This is a genomic window from Bradyrhizobium sp. USDA 4472, assembly GCF_054058595.1.
Map to the genome: position 1 here is coordinate 5,081,650 of NZ_JBSSAM010000001.1, position 16,186 is coordinate 5,097,835.

Here is a 16,186-nt window from a genome sequence, read left to right on the forward strand (position 1 = left end):
ACGACGGGCGCTGCCCCCGGTGGTGCCGGCGGCCGATTGCCGATTGACGGGCGTCAGCGATGGTCTGACAATCCACGTCCGGCGGAGGAAACCATGCAGCAAGAACATTTCGACGTGCTCATCGTCGGTGCCGGGCTATCAGGCATCGGCGCGGGCTATCATCTCCAGACCAGGTGCCCGGGCAAGAGCTACGTCATCCTGGAGGGGCGCGACCGCATCGGCGGCACGTGGGACCTGTTTCGCTATCCCGGCATCCGCTCCGACAGCGACATGTTCACGCTCGGCTATTCCTTCAAGCCGTGGACCGATCCGAAGGCGATCGCCGACGGACCGCAGATCCTGAATTACGTCCGCGAGACGGCAGTGGAGAACGGCATCGAGAAGCACGTTCGCTTCCGTCATCGCGTCAAGCGTGCGGCATGGTCCACGGCTGAGGCGCGATGGACCGTGGAGGTCGAGCGCCCGGCAGGCGAGGGAGCGATGGAGCTTGTGCGCTTCACCTGCAATTTCCTGTTCATGTGTGCGGGCTACTATAAATACGAGGCAGGTTACACACCGGAGTTTGCGGGCGTTGCGGATTTCGCCGGCCGCATCGTGCATCCGCAGAAATGGACGGAGGATATCGACTACGCCGGAAAGCGCGTTGTCGTGATCGGCTCGGGTGCGACCGCGGTGACCCTGGTGCCGGAGCTCGCCAAGAAAGCCGCACAGGTCACCATGCTCCAGCGTTCGCCCACCTACGTCGTGTCGCGCCCCGCGCAGGATCCGATCGCCAACAAATTGCGCCGCAACCTGCCGACGCGGCTTGCCTATCATGTGATCCGCTGGCGCAACGTCTTGTGGGGGATGTTCTTCTTCCAGCTCAGCCGGCGGCGACCGGACAAGGTGAAGAACCTGATCCTCGGCGGGGTGCGCGCTGCGCTCGGGCCGGATTACGACATCGCCACGCATTTCACGCCGCGCTACAATCCCTGGGACCAGCGGCTCTGTCTCGTGCCCGACGGCGACCTCTTCAAGGCGATCAGAGAAAAGCGCGCCACCGTCGTCACCTGCGAGATCGACACTTTTACGCACGACGGCATCCGTCTGAAGGACGGCAGCGAACTCCGCGCCGACATCATCGTGACGGCGACGGGCCTGGTGCTTCAGGTCGTCGGCGGCCTCGAGGTGAGCGTCGACGGCCGCGCCGTCGATTTCGCCAACACACTGACCTACAAGGGCATGATGTATGCCGACGTGCCGAACATCGCGTCCGCCTTCGGCTACACCAACGCCTCCTGGACGCTGAAATGCGATCTCACCTGCGAATATGTCTGCCGGCTCATCAACTACATGGACCGGCATAATTTCCGCCAGTGCATGCCGCACAATGCCGACCCGGATATTACCGCGCAGCCGTCGCTCGATTTTACCTCGGGCTATGTGCAGCGTTCGGTCGCGAAGATGCCCAAGCAGGGCTCCAAGCAGCCGTGGCGGCTGTACCAGAACTACGCCCTCGACATCGTTTCCTTGCGCTTCGGCCGAATCGACGACGGCGTGATGCAGTATTCCTGATCCCGCTCCGCATGTTACCGGCGAGGCCTCGCGATCTCTTGAGACGAATCGCGACCTCCGGTAGTGTTGCTGCGTCGCAATGCAATTTATTTCCGACAACGCATGAGTTCCGGTTCGTTGCCGTCTTAGGGAGAGCGCGCGACATGCACGTCCTTGCTGTGGTCACGCAAAAAGGCGGAAGCGGTAAGAGCACCCTGTCCGTTGGCCTGGCGATGGCAGCGATGCGGCGCTCTGAGCGCGTCGCTCTCATCGAGGCGGACGCGCAAGGTACGATCTCGAAATGGAGAGAACGCCGCGAGAATCCCTATCCTCGCGTCGAGCGCGTTGCGGATGCCGCCGAAATCGAGCCGGTGATATCTCGTCTGCAGGCTGACGGGATTTGGCTCGCAATCATCGACACCGCTGCCACGAACAACGTTTTGGCGACGCGCGCCATCGCCTGTGCCGATCTTTGTCTCATCCCGGCGCGTCCGAGTCCGGCCGATATCGAAGCCGCAATACCTACGCTAATCGCTATTCGCAGGCTCGATCGCCGGTTTGCCTTCGTCCTCAATCAAACGCCCACACGGGGGTCTCGGCTGAGCGAAGCTGCCGCGTCGCTCAACTCGCTCGGCGTGCTTGCGCTCCCTTTCATCGGGCAGCGTAACGACCACCAGGATGCGCTCGGGGCTGGGCTGGGCGTGACCGAGTTCGCGCCGGAGGGAAAAGCCTCGGAGGAAATTGTGGCGCTATGGGGGTGGATCTCGGAGCGTCTTACCGTGGAGTCGAATGATCATGGGCAAGCCGCGCTCAAGACAGCCTGCTGACATTGCACGCACCGGGCGTCGCTCACTGCTGGAACTGGCGGCCGAAGTGAGCCGCGCCGTCGACGAGGGCTTGGCGATGGCGCCGGGCTCGGTCACCGCAACCGTTCAAGATGCGCCGCAGATCGCGCCTCCGATGCCTGTTCCGGCACAAGAAGCGGTCAGCGTTATCGCTGCAAGATCGGAACCTCCGGACAGCACTAGCACTGATCTCATCGTGGACTTGGCCAAGGAGTGCCAGGCCCGCGCTCTGGACGGCATGAAAACTGGTGCTCACGCTGCGCTGGATTTCGCCAAGAACCTCGCAAAGGACCTCGCAAAGCCGCGGCTTGACGGTACGACATCGGATGCCAACGCAACCGGCGCCACGGAAAGTCACCTCATCGAGGCGATTGGAACGGCAGCTGAGTGTCGTCTGGTCGTGCTCGAACTGATGAAAATCAATGCGGGTGCGACCTTGGAGTATGCGCGGGAATTGGGCCGGGCGAGAACGCTGGCGGAGTTGGTCGAGCTGTCGAGCACGCATGCGCGAAAGCAATGTGAGTTGGTCCTGAAGCAAGCCGAGTTGCTGAAATCGGTTGCTCAGAACATGATGAATCCCGGGCCCAGATAGCACCGCGCGCCTGGCGTCATGGCGCTCGGGATCTGCGCGGGACAATGAGGGCGAGGCCAATGTCGATCGCGAGCGCCAGCACCACGGCGCCGCCACCGGGGCGAACAAGACGAGATAGTCGCCGCCGGTCTGCCGCGTAAATCCCGGAGAAGCCGCAGGCGGCGGCCGCCTGGAGCAACGCAAGGCTTGTCGTGGCGTGGCTCCAAGTCGCGCGTTGCTGTTCAGCCGAGTGCGGGACAACCTCGTGGATGCGCCCGAGCACCAGCGGCTCAGGAATGCAGCGCTGTTTTGCGTATAGGGCCACCGGGGGGAATCGGGCATCCTCGCGGAACGGTTAACGCCTGATTAACGGATGTGTCCTAGCCTGTTTCGGCCGGGTTACTCGCAAGGCCGAGGTGAGCCCAATGGAAGCCCAGAAGATTGCGGTCGACGCCGTCGTCGCGCTGACCGATTGCGACCGCGACGCCGTCATCGCCTTTATTCGCCAACTCTATCTCGCTGGCGTTACGGACCCCAAGCGCCTGACTTTCAAGGGTCTCCAGGCACTGTCCCGTGCGTGACCGAACACGCGCAATCGAATCTACTTGGTCTCGACGGTCGGGCCGGTGATCCCGGTCGAGCAGTTCCCGAGCTCAAGCCGCTCAGCCAGAATTGGGAGACCATCCGCGACGAAGCCGTTGGCCTGTTCGACGGAGGTTTTATCCGCGGCCGCCAAGAACAACGATTGGGGCTTCTACTCGTTGTTCAAAAATGGCTGGAAGGACCGGATAAACCGCGGCACGACATCCGAGACATCCGTGTCGTGTTTTGACGCAGTCTGTGCGGCAGACCGAATCTTGCTGCACGCGTCGGTCCATGGCAACAAGGTTGCCGCGATTTAGCCGCCAAACCTGGAGCAGGCAATGGGCCCGTTGCCAATTGCGAACACCGAGATTGTCCAATTCTTCCGCGAGTGGTTGGATGTCTTTGCTCGCTATGTCCGCGAGGTCGACTATGCTTCGGCGCGGCCACTCTTCCATCCGGATGTGCTGGCCTTCGGTACGCATAATGACGTCATCCCGGGCCTGGACCAATGGGTCACCACGCAATGGGACAACGTCTGGCCCAAGACGACCGACTTCCGCTTCGTGCTTGATCAGATCTCGGTTCTGGCATCGCCTGACGGCGCGATGGCGACAGTGATCGCGCCCTGGACGAGCACTGGCTATCATCCCGACGGCAGCGTATTTCCCCGCCCGGGCCGGGCGACCATGATCTTTTCGAGGAATGCCGTTGGTTGGCTGTGCGTGCACTCGCACATGTCGCTCAACCGCGGTGTGCCGCAGGCGAGCTACGCCAATCGAGCGGTGAAGGCCCGGTAGTACAGCAGCCATTGCCGGATTTATCGGCCGACTAAAGTGTTAGCTGCTCATTCCGCCCCGGCTGGAACCCTTGGAACCCGATATCGTTGGTTCCGCAACGAATAACCGATGAAACGCGCAACCGGGGGCCTGTCCGGGAGAACATTCCCATGGCAACACTCGGCTTCGACGCCACCCGACTCACTGCATCCGAGCATCAGCTCCAGCTTCGTCGCGCCGTGATCGCCTCCACGATCGGGACTGCGATCGAGTGGTACGATTTTTTTCTCTATAGCACCGTCACGGGTCTGGTTTTCGCAAAGCTGTTCTTTCCGCACTCCGATCCCTGGGTTGGTACGCTAGAGGCGTTTGCGATCTATGCGGTCGGCTTCGTCGCGCGCCCAATCGGCGCGGCAATCTTTGGGCACTATGGCGACCGCATCGGACGTAAATCGACGCTGATCGCGACGCTGCTCCTGATGGGACTGGCGACCGCCGCAGTGGCCGTGGTGCCGACCTATGCCAGTATCGGCATCTGGGGCGCGGTGATCCTGACCGTGCTGCGATTCATTCAGGGCGTCGGCGTCGGCGGCGAGTGGGGTGGCTCGGTGCTGATGTCGATGGAGTGGGCCCGCAACGACCATTCCCGGGGATTGGTCGCATCATGGCCGCAATTCGGCGTGCCCTGCGGCCTGTTCCTGGCCAATCTCGCCGTGCTGGCGTTCAGCCAGATGGCGGGCGATCAGTTCCTGGCGTGGGGCTGGCGCATTCCGTTTGCGCTCAGCATCATCCTGGTCGGTGTCGGCCTCTACATCCGGCTCGGCATTCTCGAAACGCCTGTATTCTCGAAGCTCGTGGCTGAACGTCAGGTCGACCGCACGCCGATGCTGACCGTCATCCGGGAATACCCGAAGGAAATTCTTCTGTCGGCCTTCGCCCGCATGTCCGAGCAGGCGCCGTTCTACATCTTCACCGCCTTCGTGTTCTCCTATGGCATCGGTACCCTGCACGTTTCACGCGACTTCCTGCTGACCGCGGTGCTCTCGGCGTCGGTGCTGTCGTTCGTCTCGATCCCGCTGTGCGGGCACATCTCCGATCAGATCGGCCGCAAGAACATGTATATGCTCGGCGCTGCCGCGACGGGCATCTTCGGCTTCATCTATTTCGCGATGCTCAATACCGGCTCGCTGAGCATCATCTTCCTGGCAATCATTCTGTCGCTGATTCCGCACGACATGCAGTACGGGCCGCAAGCCGCCTTGATTGCCGAGAGCTTTACCGGACGCCTGCGCTACAGCGGCTCCTCGCTCGGCTATCAACTCGCATCGGTGATCGCCGGCGGTCCCGCGCCGCTGATCGCCACCTGGCTGTTCGGCAAGTTCCAGTCGGCGACCGCCATTGCCGTCTACATCGCGATTTGCGCAGTCATGACGCTGGTCGCGACCGCGATGATGACCGATTACACCGGGAAGGACATCAACGCAGCGGGCGCGCACGAGCGGCGAACTTGAGAGCACAAAAGCCCCGGACGCGATGTCCGGGGCTCTGCTTTTCCCGTGATATCGAGATCAGCCTTACTCCGGCTGCCCGATCGAGACCTTCAGCGTGCCGACGCCGTCGACGCCGCATTCGAGCTTGTCGCCGGGCTGGAGCTGCGACACCCCAGCCGGCGTGCCCGTCATGATGATGTCTCCGGCGGCAAGCTTCACCTGTTGCGAGAGCTGCCAGATGATCTCGGGCACGTTCCAGATCAGCTCGGTCAGATCGCCTTTCTGAGCTTCCTTGCCGTTGACCGTGAGCCAGATCTTGCCCTTGGCGGGATGGCCGATCTTCGAAGCCGGCTGCACCGCGGAGCACGGCGCGGAGCCGTCGAACGACTTGCCGACCTCCCAGGGACGCTCCTTCTTGCGCGAGGCGATCTGGAGGTCGCGGCGGGTCAGGTCGATGCCGACGGCATAGCCGTAGACGTGGTCGAGCGCCTTGTCGGCGGGGATGTTCAGCCCGCCGCTCTTCATCGCCACGATCAGCTCGACCTCATGATGCAGATCCTTGGTCAGCGGCGGATAGGGAATGGTCGCGCCGTCAGGCACCAGCATGTCGGCGTGCTTGGCGAAGAAGAACGGCGGCGCGCGCTCGTCATTGCCCATCTCGCGGATATGTTCGAGATAATTGCGACCGACGCACCAGATGCGGCGCACCGGATAACGGCCGGTCTCGCCGACGACGGGGAGCGAAGCCTGAGGGGGAAGCGGGATGACGTAGGAGGCGGCGTTCATGAAGAAGTCTCGCTGCTCTTGGGGTGGAGGGAATTCTATGCGGTTGCGCTGATCGGCGCCAGCGCGCCGGCATCGTAATGCTGCAGGCGGAAGAACGACGCGTAGCGGCCTCCGCGGCGCAGCAACTCGTCATGCCGACCCTGCTCGACAATCTCGCCGCCCTCGACCACCACGATCGCGTCGGCGTGCATGATGGTGTGCAGGCGGTGCGCGATCACGAGGGTGGTGCGGTTCTGGCAGAGATGCTCGATCGCCTCCTGCACCTGCCGCTCGGACTCCGAGTCGAGCGCGGCGGTGGCTTCGTCCAGCAGGATGATCGGTGCGTTCTTGATCAGCGCGCGGGCGACCGCAATTCGCTGGCGCTGCCCGCCGGAGAGCTGCGTGCCGTGCTCACCGACCGGCGTGTCGTAGCCGAGCGGGAAGCCCATGATGAAATCATGCGCGCAAGCGGCCTTCGCCGCCTCGATGATCTCGTCCTCGCTCGCGCCCGGTTTGCCGAAGGCGATGTTGTTGCGGATGGTGTCGCGGAACAGATAGACGTCCTGGCCGACATAGGCGGTCTGCGCCCGGAGCGATTTGCGCGAGATCGTGCCGATCGACTGGCCGTCGATCACGATGTCGCCTTGCGTCAGCTCGTAGAAGCGCAAGAGCAGCGCCAGCACGGTCGACTTGCCGCCGCCGGAGGGGCCGACCAGCGCCGTGACCTTGCCGGGTTCGGCAACGAAGCTCATGCGGTTGAGCACGGTCTCGTTGGTGCGGTAGGCGAAGCTGACGTCGCGGAACTCGATCCGCGCGTCGGACAGCTTCAGTGCGGGCTTGTCGTCGTCGGAATGCTCGCTCGCCGGGCTGTCGACCACTTCGAGCAGCATACGCGCGCCGACCAGCTGGCTGTTGAGATCGATGTTGAGCCGCGCCAGCCGCTTGGCCGGCTCGGTCGCCATCAGGAAAGCGGTCATGAAGGAGAAGAACGCGCCGGGCGTGGCGTTGAGCGCGACAACGCTGTAGCCGCCATAGAGCAGGCAGCCGGCAACGGCGAAGCCGCCGAGCATTTCCATCAGCGGGTTGGAGCGGTTGGCGACGCGGGCCATCTTGTTGGCGTTGCGCTCGACGATCGCGATGTTCTCGTCGATGCGGCTCTGCATGGTGTCTTCGAGCGTGAACGCCTTCACCGTGCGGATACCCTGGAGAGACTCCTGCATCGTCTCAAGGATGTCGGCGGTGCCGGTGAACTGATTGTGGGCGAGACCCTTGATGCGCTTGACCAGCTTGCGCAGCACCAGCATCGCCGGCGGCACCGCGACGAGGCCGATCAGCGACATCAGCGGATCCTGCCACACCATGACGCCGATCATGGCGAGCAGCATCATGAGGTCGCGCCCGACGGCGTTGACCAGCATATTGAGGACGTCGGTGATGGATTTCGCACCAGCAGTCAGCCGCGCCAGAAATTCGGACGAATGCCGCTCGGAAAAGAAGCCGACGCTCTCGCGCATCAGCTTGGCGAACAGCTGGCGCTGGTTGGTGGCGAGGATGGCGTTGCTGATCTTGGTCATGATCACCATGTGGCCGTAGGTCGCCACGCCCTTGATGAAGAGCAGGATCACCGTGATGCCGGAGAACATCGCGATGCCCGGGATGTTCTTGTCGACATAGGCCTGGTTGATGACCTGGCCGAGCACGTAGGTCGCGCCGGCGGTTGAGCCTGCGGCAGCCGCCATCAGCGCAAAGGCAACGAGGTAGCGCCGCCAGTAGACGACTCCCTGTTCCAGGATCAGGCGGCGAATCAGAATCGCTGCCGCATAGGGATCGTCGGTGATTTTCTTTGGAAACTGGGCCATCCGGGGTCCATTGACGGCCAAGGCGAAAAGCCTGCCCGCGCGTCAGGGATCGAAGGGCCTCTGTGCCCGCTAAAGCTGCGGTTTTCAAGCCCAATTAAGGGCTTGCGCCCGGACGGATTCTAGGCCGAGGCGGCGCGGCGGAGCTCGCCGTGGCGCTCGCGGAACAGCTTGTCCTCCCAGGCCAGGGCGTGGGCGGCGATGGTCTCCAGATCCTCGTATTGCGGCTTCCAGTCGAGCAGGCCGCGGATGCGGCTGGTGTCGGCGACCATGGTCATGATGTCGCCGGGCCGGCGCGGGGCGTATTGCACGGCGAAGCTGCGACCGGACACCCTGCGGACGGCATCGATGGTTTCGAGCACGGAATAGCCGCGGCCGTAGCCGCAATTCAGCGTGGTCGAGGCGCCGCCATCGCGCAGATAAGCCAGCGCCGAGCGATGCGCCTGTGACAGGTCCGTGACGTGGATGAAGTCGCGAATGCAGCTGCCGTCCGGGGTCGGATAGTCGGTGCCGAAGACGTCGATCTTGGCGCGCTGGCCGGTCGCGGCCTCCACTGCGATCTTGAGCAGATGCGTGGCGCCGACGGTGGCGAGCCCTATACGCGCCTGCGGGTCGGCACCTGCGACGTTGAAATAGCGCAGCGCCACGTACTGCATGCCGTAGGCGGCGGCGACGTCGTGCAGCATGATCTCGGTCATCAGCTTGGACGAACCATAGGGCGAGAGCGGCCGGGTGGGCGCGTGCTCGGGCACCGGCACCTGGTCCGGGTTGCCATAGACGGCAGCGGTCGAGGAGAAGATGAAGCGGCTGATGCCGCGCTTGACGGCGACGTTGAGCAGGTTGCGCGCGGTCGTGAAATTGTTGTGGTAGTAGCCGAGCGGATCGCGCATCGAATCCGGCACGACCACGGAGCCCGCAAAATGGATGATGCTCTCGATGTCGTGCTGGGCGATCACGCCTTCGAGCAGGTTCTCGTCGCCGGCATCGCCGATGAACAGCGGCACGCCTTCGGGCAGATACGCGGAGAAACCCGTGGAGAGATCGTCGATCACGACGACGTCCTCGCCGGCTTCCGCCAGCGTCAGGACCGTGTGACTTCCGATATAGCCGGCGCCGCCGGTGACTAGCACAGTCATGATCTCACCCGTCCTCGATCAACGTGCCAAGTTAACGTTTGCGCGGTGAAGAGGGGGTTTCGGCGCCGCTGAACTGGTCACTATGCTTAATGTTGCGTATAGGGGCTCACCGAACGGAGCATGACGTGGCAAATTTCCCAGCCGATCTGCAAGTGATCGTGCCAAATCTGCACAGGCGCTATTCCGGGGTCACCGCGACCAACCGGATGGTGGCGCCGCGGCTGGCGAAACTCTATCGCTCGGCCTGGTTTGGCTCGGACGCTCCGGAGGGGATTGCGCGATTGAGCGTCGCCGATCTCCTGAAACTATGGGGGCGCAAGATGCCGTTGATCTGGCACGCGCGCCGCAACAACGAGATGATCGCGGGCGTCCTGCTGCGGACCCTGGGCTGGCCGCTGAAACTGGTCTTCACCTCGGCAGGGCAGCGGCGTCACACCTGGATCACGCGCTGGCTGATCCGCCGCATGGACGCGATCATCGCGACATCGGACGTCTCGGCCTCGTTCCTCAAAGTCGAAGCGAAGGTGATCCCGCATGGCGTCGACACCGACGTCTATGCGCCGCCATCGGATCGCGCAGCCGCCTTCGCGGAAAGCGGCTTGCCCGGCCGTTACGCCATCGGCTGTTTCGGCCGCGTGCGCGCGCAGAAGGGCACCGATGTGTTCGTCGAGGCGATGTGCCGCCTCTTGCCGCGCCATCCCGAATTTACGGCCGTGATCGTCGGCCAGGTCACGGCCGAACAGGCGCCCTTTGCGAACGACCTGAAGAAGCGCATCGAAGCGGCTGGCCTGCAATCGCGCATCGTCATCACCGGCGAGCTTGCGATCGAAGACGTGCAGCGCTGGTATCAGCGGCTGACGATCTACGCCTTCACCTCGCGCAACGAAGGATTCGGCCTGACGCTGATCGAGGCGATGGCATCAGGCAGCGCGCTGGTCGCCGCGCGTGCCGGTGCTGCCGAGCTCGTGGTCGAGGATGGGTTAAGCGGCGTGCTGATCCCGACCGGCGACGCCGATGCGCTGGTCGCCGCGCTCGAACCGCTGATGCGTGACGTGGCTGCCGCGACCGCGATGGGCGAGCGCGGGCGGGCGCGGGTGCTGGAAAAGTTCAGCCTCGATGCCGAGGCGGCCCGGATCGGCGAGGTCTATCGGCCGTTGCTTTGAGCCGCTTTTCCCAAGCGTGAAAACAACCCCATGCACAGTAGCCGGTGCAAGCAAAACCAATGGCTTGTCGGGCGCGTGCGGCCGGAATGCGGATTTTGCGAATTTCGCTTGTTCCGTCGGGCAAAACAGGTGTAGATTGGCATCTTCCAAGAATAGCGGACGAGCTTCCGCTGGCGCTCTCGCGCTCCTTCCCCTCGGGCATGCCTAGTGCTTGATCTGCGTCTGCGAATGCCGAGCTGCAAGTCTTGGCGCGGCATGCGGCGCCGGGCGAAGCCTGCGCTCGTAAGTGTCGGCAAGATCGAGCAGGCGCTTTCGGGTGAACGGGTCCGCCTTCGCCGCAAGCTCGCGAATGTCTTGAGCGCGTTCCTTGATGAAGTCTTCGTCCATTGGCTTTTCCCCCGAAGGTGAGAGAATGCCAATTCTTCCGATGCGTGTATCCAACATAAGTTGGGTTGGAACGGGGCACGGCTGGGGGATGTCTGCTCACACTCCAGTAGCGGCGCAAAACCGGACATCGCCGGACTTCGCCTGTGGGCCACTTTGAGCCATTCCGGTCGACGGACATTTCGTTGCGGTTGGGATCACAGCCGACATTCACTGGCCGTCAGGACCGAAGTGCCCGAGCGGAAGAGGCGCATCAGCTTTGAGGGATTGAATGGCGATGTTGCTGCGCGCGTCGCGAACGATTGGCAACTCCAGAAGTTTGCCGACAAGAAATTGCTGATAGCGCTCCATGTCGGGCACCACGACTTCCAAGACATAGTCAGCCTCGCCTGCCACGAGATGGCATCCGACCACCTCGGGCATAGCGGTTACGGCGTGCTCGAAGTCGAGGGCACGATCGTTGGCGTGGCGATCGATCTTCACGGCGAGGAAGACCGTGAGGCCAAGACCGACGCGGTTGCGATGTAGCACGGCGCGATATCCGGCGATGACACCTTCGTCAGCCAATCGTCGCACCCGGCGCAGGCACGGAGACGCGGAAAGTCCGACGCGGTTAGCCAACTCAATGTTGGTCAGTCGCGCATCCGCCTGCAGTTCGGCAATAATGCGGCGATCGATCTCGTCCAGCTCTGGATTTGGCATAGGTGCTCACTTCTTCGATCCTGTGGGGCGATTTATTGCGCGATCTGGCCCTCTCATAGCCTAATTCGCAAAGACGTGCCCGGGGATCATGAGACATAGTTTGTGCAGTCAATGAATGGAGCTGCCTCATGCCAACCGACGCCGCCGTTGTTCGCTACCTGAACCCGCCCGCTCTCGAACGGCCGCCTGGCTACTCCCACGTGGTCGACGTGCGCGGCGGCCGTCTGATCTTCATTGCCGGACAGGCCGGTGTTGACGCTACCGGCGCGATTGTTGGAGGTGACGACATAGAGGCACAGGCTGAGCAGGCATTCCGCAATCTCTCGGCTGCGCTGGAGAGCGCTGGTTGCGCCGCCTCGAATTTGGTGAAGCTGACGGTCTTCGTCCGCGACATGGACAGGTTGGCGGACTACAGGCGGGCACGCGATCGCTTCTTCAACTCGGTGACGCCGGCCGTCGCACCCGCGGTCACCCTGGTTGAGGTTTCGCACCTCTATTTGGAGAGCTTGCTGATTGAGATCGAAGCAGTGGCGGCCGCATAGGTTCAAGGAAGGCGGTCGCGAACGGAACAACTGCGGACGACATCGCGGCCTTGCAGGTCTTCAGCAGGCTGTGGCTCCGCCCTGATGAGTCCGCGTCCTGGTCAGCCCGCCACCTCAGCCAGCACCCTCTCCGCAATCGCCGCCACCTCTTCGGCCGCGATGTCCCGCATACACCTGTGGTCGTTCATTTTGCAGATCGTGCTCTGGCAGGGCTGGCACGAGAGCACGCTCTTGTCCTGCACCACGGTTGCGGCGAGGCCGTTGAGGGGAGCCCAGAGGTAGGGGCTGGTCGGGCCGAAGATGCCCATGGTGGGCGTGCCCAGCGCGGCCGCGATGTGCATCAGGCCTGAGTCGTTCGAGATCGCGACGCCGGCCGCGGCCATGGCCAGCACGCCGTTGCGCAAATCATTGCCGGTGAGGTCCCGCACCCCTGGGCCGCCAGCGGCCCCGGGGCCTCCCGCCGCGACGATTTCCTGCGCGAGGCCTTTTTCCGCGGGGCCGCCGACCACCCAGACCTCCAGTCCGCGCTCGATCAGCAACCGGGCGGCCTCCGGATAGTAGGTCCAGCGTTTGGAGACCCCGACGGAGCCGGGGGCGAGCGCGACGGCGGCGCCCGCGCTGAGGCCGTTGGCCTGGCGCCAGCGGGCGATCTCCTCGGGCGAGACCCGCAATTGCGGCACCGGCCATTCCGGCGGCAACGGGGCGCCGTCCGGCAGGGCGAGGGCGGCATTCTCGTCGATGAAACGGGGAAGCTTGCTCTCGCCCCAGCGCCATTGGTTGATCAGCCCGAACCTGATCTCGCCGACCCAGCCGACCCTTTCGGGAATACCGGCCAGCGTCGGCGCAATGGCTGCCTTCCAGGTGCGGGGCAGCACCAGGGCCGTGCCGTAGTTCCGCTCGCGCAGGAGCTTTGCCAGGCCGAACTGGCGGCGTACCGCCAGGCGACTGCGGGGCAAGTCCCAAACGATGCCTTGGCGCACGCCGGGCATGTAGTCGACCAGAGGGGCGCAAAGCGTCGTGGTGAGCAGATCGACCGGCCGGTTCGGCCAGCGCTCTTTCAGCACCCGTACCACGGTGTGATTCCGGACGAAATCGCCGATCCACATATAGGGGACGATGAGAATCGGGCGGGTGTCGCTCCGCTCGTCGTTCCTGCCAAATTGCGAATCAATATTCATCAGTTAATGGGGCCGCAAACGCTCTTGCTGTGGTGGTTCGGTTAGCCGCTCCGGGCCGGCAGGTAAAGCCGGCAGAAGCGAGTCCAAAGCGTCTGCCCAAAATGCTTACACTTTGGCGGATGATGCGCTACGGCAGGTATCGGGCCGTCAAAATCAGGCAGGGATGTTGGAATGTTGCTGGTGACCGGCGGGGCCGGTTTTATCGGATCGAATGTCGTCGCCGCGCTGAACCTGGCGGGGCGCAGCGATGTCGTGGTCTGCGACCTCCTGGGCAGCGACGGCAAATGGCGCAATCTCGCCAAGCGCCAGCTTGTGGATATCGTTCCGCCGGCGGAACTGCCAGGATGGTTGAAGGGCCGCAAGCTCGATGCCGTGATCCATCTCGGGGCGATTTCCGAGACCACCGCGACCGACGGCGATCTCGTGATAGAGACCAATTTTCGCTTTTCGACGCGCCTGCTCGACTGGTGTACGGCGAACAAGGTGCCGCTGATCTACGCCTCGTCGGCTGCGACCTATGGCGACGGCGCCGAGGGTTTTGACGATGATGCATCGCTACCGGCGCTGAAGAGGCTGCGGCCGATGAATCTCTACGGCTGGAGCAAGCAGCTGTTCGATCTCGCGGTCGCCGAGCGCGTCGCGAACGGCGCTTCGATGCCGCCGCAATGGGCCGGACTGAAATTCTTCAACGTGTTCGGTCCGAACGAATACCACAAGGGCACGATGATGAGCGTGCTGGCGCGCCGCTTCGATGACGTCAAGGCGGGCCGCGTCGTGCAGCTGTTCAAGTCGCATCGCGACGGCATCGCCGACGGCGATCAGCGCCGCGATTTCATCTATGTCGACGATGTCGTGCGCGTCATCATGTGGCTGCTCGCGACGCCTGCGGTGTCGGGGCTGTTCAACGTCGGCACCGGCAAGGCGCGCAGCTTCAGGGATCTGATGCTCGCGACCTACGCCGCGCTCGGGACCCGGCCGAACATCGACTATATCGACATGCCCGAGCAGATTCGCGGCAGCTATCAGTATTTCACCGAGAGCAAGGTCGATCGGCTCTGCCGTGCCGGCTATAACGGCGGCTTCACCCCGCTCGAAGACGCGGTGAAGGCCTATGTCGGGGATTATCTCGACCGGCCCGACCGTTTCCGCTGAGGCCCATCACCATGCCGACGCCCATCCTCGATTTTGATGCCCTGGCGCACGATATTGCGCGCCGCACGGTGCTCTGCATCGGCGACATCATGCTGGACGAGTTCGTCTACGGCGAGGTGTCGCGGATCTCGCCGGAAGCGCCGACACCCGTCATCGCGGCCCAGCGCAGCGAGATCCACATCGGCGGCGCCGGCAATGTCGCGCGCAACGTCGCTGCGCTTGGCGCGCGCTGCATCTTCGTCGGCCTCGTCGGCGAGGATGAGGCCGGCAAGCGGCTCGCCGCCGCGCTGGCAGACCATGCCGGCATCGAAAGCGCGCTGGTGCGCGATCCGTCGCGGCCGACCACGCGAAAAGTCCGTTTCGTCTCCGAGCATTTTTCCACGCATATGCTGCGCGCGGATTGGGAGCAGGCGGTCGCCGCCTCCGAAGAGGTCGAGACCAGGCTGATCGAAGCGATCCTGCCGCAGATCGCCCGCGCCGATATCGTGCTGCTCTCCGACTACGCCAAGGGCGTGCTCACCGCACGCGTGATCCGCCACACCATCGACGCCGCGCGCAAGCTCGGCAAGCGCGTGATCGTCGATCCCAAGAGCCTGAACTGGGCGATCTATCGCGGCGCCACACTGCTCACGCCCAACCGCAAGGAATTCTCGGAGGCCACCCGCAGCCGCGCCGACACGCCGCAGAGCATCGTCGATGCCAGCGAGGACGTGATGCGGCTTGCCGATTGCGAAGCGATCCTGGTGACGCAGGGCGAGCACGGCATGACGTTGGTCCCGCGCAGCAACGAGGCCGTTCACGTGCCGGCTTTCCCGGTGAAGGTGCGCGACGTATCCGGCGCCGGGGACACCGTGGCCGCCGCGCTCGCGGTTTCGCTCGCGGCGGAGGCGGACTGGGACACGGCGCTGCGCGTGGCGAGCGCGGCCGCTGCGGTCGCGGTCGGCAAGCAGGGCACCGCCAGCGTGAGCGCCGACGAACTGCGGCGAAAGATCCTGCCGCATGCCACGCTCGCAGCCGAGGAGAAGGTGGTGAGCGCGCCCGACACGCTGGACGCCCGGCTCGCCGAATGGAAGGGGCAGGGGCTGCGCGTCGGCTTCACCAACGGCTGCTTCGACATCCTGCATCCCGGCCACGTCAAGGTGCTGACCGCGGCGCGCGCCGCCTGCGACCGCCTGATCGTGGGGCTGAACAGCGACGCCTCGGTGCGGCGGCTCAAGGGCGAGGAGCGTCCGGTGCAAGACGAGCGCGCGCGTGCAGAGGTGCTGGCGGCGCTCGAAGCGGTCGATCTCGTGGTCATCTTCGAACAGGACACGCCGATCGACCTGATCAGGCGGATCGCACCAAGCGTGCTGGTGAAGGGCGGCGACTACACCCGCGAGCAGGTGGTCGGCCACGAGGTCGTCGAGGCCGCCGGCGGAACCGTCGTGCTGGTCGACATCCTCCAGGGTTTCAGCACCACCGCGCTGGTGCATCGTGCGCGGGGAGGCGCCAAGTGATCGCGCTGACGG

Annotated in this window: 16 protein-coding genes and 2 pseudogenes; 11 read left to right on the forward strand and 7 right to left on the reverse strand. The window is 63.9% G+C overall.

Annotated elements, in window-relative coordinates:
- Positions 1–93 precede the first annotated feature (93 nt).
- The 3 genes from ACVWZ4_RS23620 (at position 94) to ACVWZ4_RS23630 (ending at position 2,970) form a co-directional block, all read left to right on the forward strand.
- Positions 94–1,554: a flavin-containing monooxygenase gene (locus ACVWZ4_RS23620; RefSeq protein WP_456763713.1), complete on the forward strand. Its 1,461-nt coding sequence runs from the start codon at positions 94–96 to the stop codon at positions 1,552–1,554.
- Positions 1,555–1,697: 143 nt separating this feature from the next.
- On the forward strand, positions 1,698–2,360 hold the full coding sequence (locus ACVWZ4_RS23625) for a nucleotide-binding protein (protein WP_456704609.1): 663 nt from the start codon (positions 1,698–1,700) through the stop codon (positions 2,358–2,360).
- A complete protein-coding gene (locus ACVWZ4_RS23630) occupies positions 2,323–2,970 on the forward strand; it encodes a phasin family protein (protein WP_456741336.1) in 648 nt (215 codons plus the stop codon). The genes ACVWZ4_RS23625 and ACVWZ4_RS23630 overlap by 38 nt, the downstream gene beginning before the upstream one ends.
- A 16-nt stretch (positions 2,971–2,986) precedes the next feature.
- Here the strand turns inward: ACVWZ4_RS23630 and ACVWZ4_RS23635 are convergent.
- Positions 2,987–3,238 (reverse strand): annotated as a pseudogene (locus tag ACVWZ4_RS23635) (YbfB/YjiJ family MFS transporter); the annotation flags it as partial.
- Between the two features lie 136 nt (positions 3,239–3,374).
- Between ACVWZ4_RS23635 and ACVWZ4_RS23640 the strand changes: the two are divergent.
- The 4 genes and pseudogenes from ACVWZ4_RS23640 to ACVWZ4_RS23655 all read left to right on the forward strand — a co-directional run bounded on the left by ACVWZ4_RS23640 (position 3,375) and on the right by ACVWZ4_RS23655 (position 5,821).
- A complete protein-coding gene (locus tag ACVWZ4_RS23640) occupies positions 3,375–3,530 on the forward strand; it encodes a hypothetical protein (RefSeq protein WP_177243599.1) in 156 nt (51 codons plus the stop codon).
- 42 nt (positions 3,531–3,572) lie between these two features.
- Positions 3,573–3,731: pseudogene (locus ACVWZ4_RS23645) on the forward strand (lipid A hydroxylase LpxO); the annotation flags it as partial.
- 141 nt (positions 3,732–3,872) lie between these two features.
- On the forward strand, positions 3,873–4,331 hold the full coding sequence (locus tag ACVWZ4_RS23650) for a YybH family protein (protein ID WP_456735720.1): 459 nt from the start codon (positions 3,873–3,875) through the stop codon (positions 4,329–4,331).
- Positions 4,332–4,480: 149 nt separating this feature from the next.
- Entirely contained in the window at positions 4,481–5,821 is a 1,341-nt protein-coding gene (locus tag ACVWZ4_RS23655) for an MFS transporter (RefSeq protein WP_456704606.1), read from the forward strand.
- A 63-nt stretch (positions 5,822–5,884) separates the two neighbouring features.
- Here ACVWZ4_RS23655 and ACVWZ4_RS23660 read toward each other — a convergent pair whose 3' ends face one another.
- The 3 genes from ACVWZ4_RS23660 to galE form a co-directional block, all read right to left on the reverse strand.
- Complete coding sequence (locus tag ACVWZ4_RS23660) at positions 5,885–6,586, reverse strand: fumarylacetoacetate hydrolase family protein (RefSeq protein ID WP_456704605.1); 702 nt, start codon at positions 6,584–6,586, stop codon at positions 5,885–5,887.
- Between the two features lie 35 nt (positions 6,587–6,621).
- The gene (locus ACVWZ4_RS23665; protein WP_456735718.1) at positions 6,622–8,424 is read right to left on the reverse strand and encodes an ABC transporter ATP-binding protein; all 1,803 of its coding nucleotides are present in this window, start codon (positions 8,422–8,424) and stop codon (positions 6,622–6,624) included.
- 119 nt (positions 8,425–8,543) lie between these two features.
- Complete coding sequence (galE, locus tag ACVWZ4_RS23670) at positions 8,544–9,557, reverse strand: UDP-glucose 4-epimerase GalE (RefSeq protein ID WP_456741337.1); 1,014 nt, start codon at positions 9,555–9,557, stop codon at positions 8,544–8,546.
- Positions 9,558–9,682: 125 nt separating this feature from the next.
- On the opposite strand from galE, the gene ACVWZ4_RS23675 reads away from it, so the two are divergent.
- Positions 9,683–10,720 (forward strand): glycosyltransferase family 4 protein, encoded by a 1,038-nt coding sequence (locus ACVWZ4_RS23675; protein WP_456741338.1) that lies wholly within the window; start codon positions 9,683–9,685, stop codon positions 10,718–10,720.
- 204 nt (positions 10,721–10,924) lie between these two features.
- Here the strand turns inward: ACVWZ4_RS23675 and ACVWZ4_RS23680 are convergent, their stop codons facing one another.
- Both ACVWZ4_RS23680 and ACVWZ4_RS23685 read right to left on the reverse strand, forming a co-directional pair.
- Complete coding sequence (locus ACVWZ4_RS23680; RefSeq protein WP_456704601.1) at positions 10,925–11,107, reverse strand: hypothetical protein; 183 nt, start codon at positions 11,105–11,107, stop codon at positions 10,925–10,927.
- A gap of 207 nt (positions 11,108–11,314) precedes the next feature.
- The gene (locus tag ACVWZ4_RS23685; protein WP_456704600.1) at positions 11,315–11,806 is read right to left on the reverse strand and encodes an Lrp/AsnC family transcriptional regulator; all 492 of its coding nucleotides are present in this window, start codon (positions 11,804–11,806) and stop codon (positions 11,315–11,317) included.
- 128 nt (positions 11,807–11,934) lie between these two features.
- Between ACVWZ4_RS23685 and ACVWZ4_RS23690 the strand changes: the two genes are divergently transcribed.
- Positions 11,935–12,348, forward strand: coding sequence for a RidA family protein (locus ACVWZ4_RS23690; protein ID WP_456704599.1), 414 nt, complete (start codon positions 11,935–11,937; stop codon positions 12,346–12,348).
- 101 nt (positions 12,349–12,449) lie between these two features.
- Here ACVWZ4_RS23690 and waaF read toward each other — a convergent pair whose 3' ends face one another.
- Complete coding sequence (gene waaF / locus ACVWZ4_RS23695; RefSeq protein WP_456704598.1) at positions 12,450–13,526, reverse strand: lipopolysaccharide heptosyltransferase II; 1,077 nt, start codon at positions 13,524–13,526, stop codon at positions 12,450–12,452.
- 171 nt (positions 13,527–13,697) lie between these two features.
- On the opposite strand from waaF, the gene rfaD reads away from it, so the two are divergent.
- Both rfaD and rfaE1 read left to right on the forward strand, forming a co-directional pair.
- Entirely contained in the window at positions 13,698–14,678 is a 981-nt protein-coding gene (gene rfaD / locus ACVWZ4_RS23700) for an ADP-glyceromanno-heptose 6-epimerase (RefSeq protein ID WP_456704597.1), read from the forward strand.
- Between the two features lie 11 nt (positions 14,679–14,689).
- Positions 14,690–16,174 carry a D-glycero-beta-D-manno-heptose-7-phosphate kinase gene (gene rfaE1, locus ACVWZ4_RS23705; RefSeq protein ID WP_456741339.1) on the forward strand — a complete coding sequence of 495 codons (1,485 nt, stop codon included), beginning with the start codon at positions 14,690–14,692 and terminating at the stop codon, positions 16,172–16,174.
- The last annotated feature ends 12 nt before the right edge of the window (positions 16,175–16,186 follow it).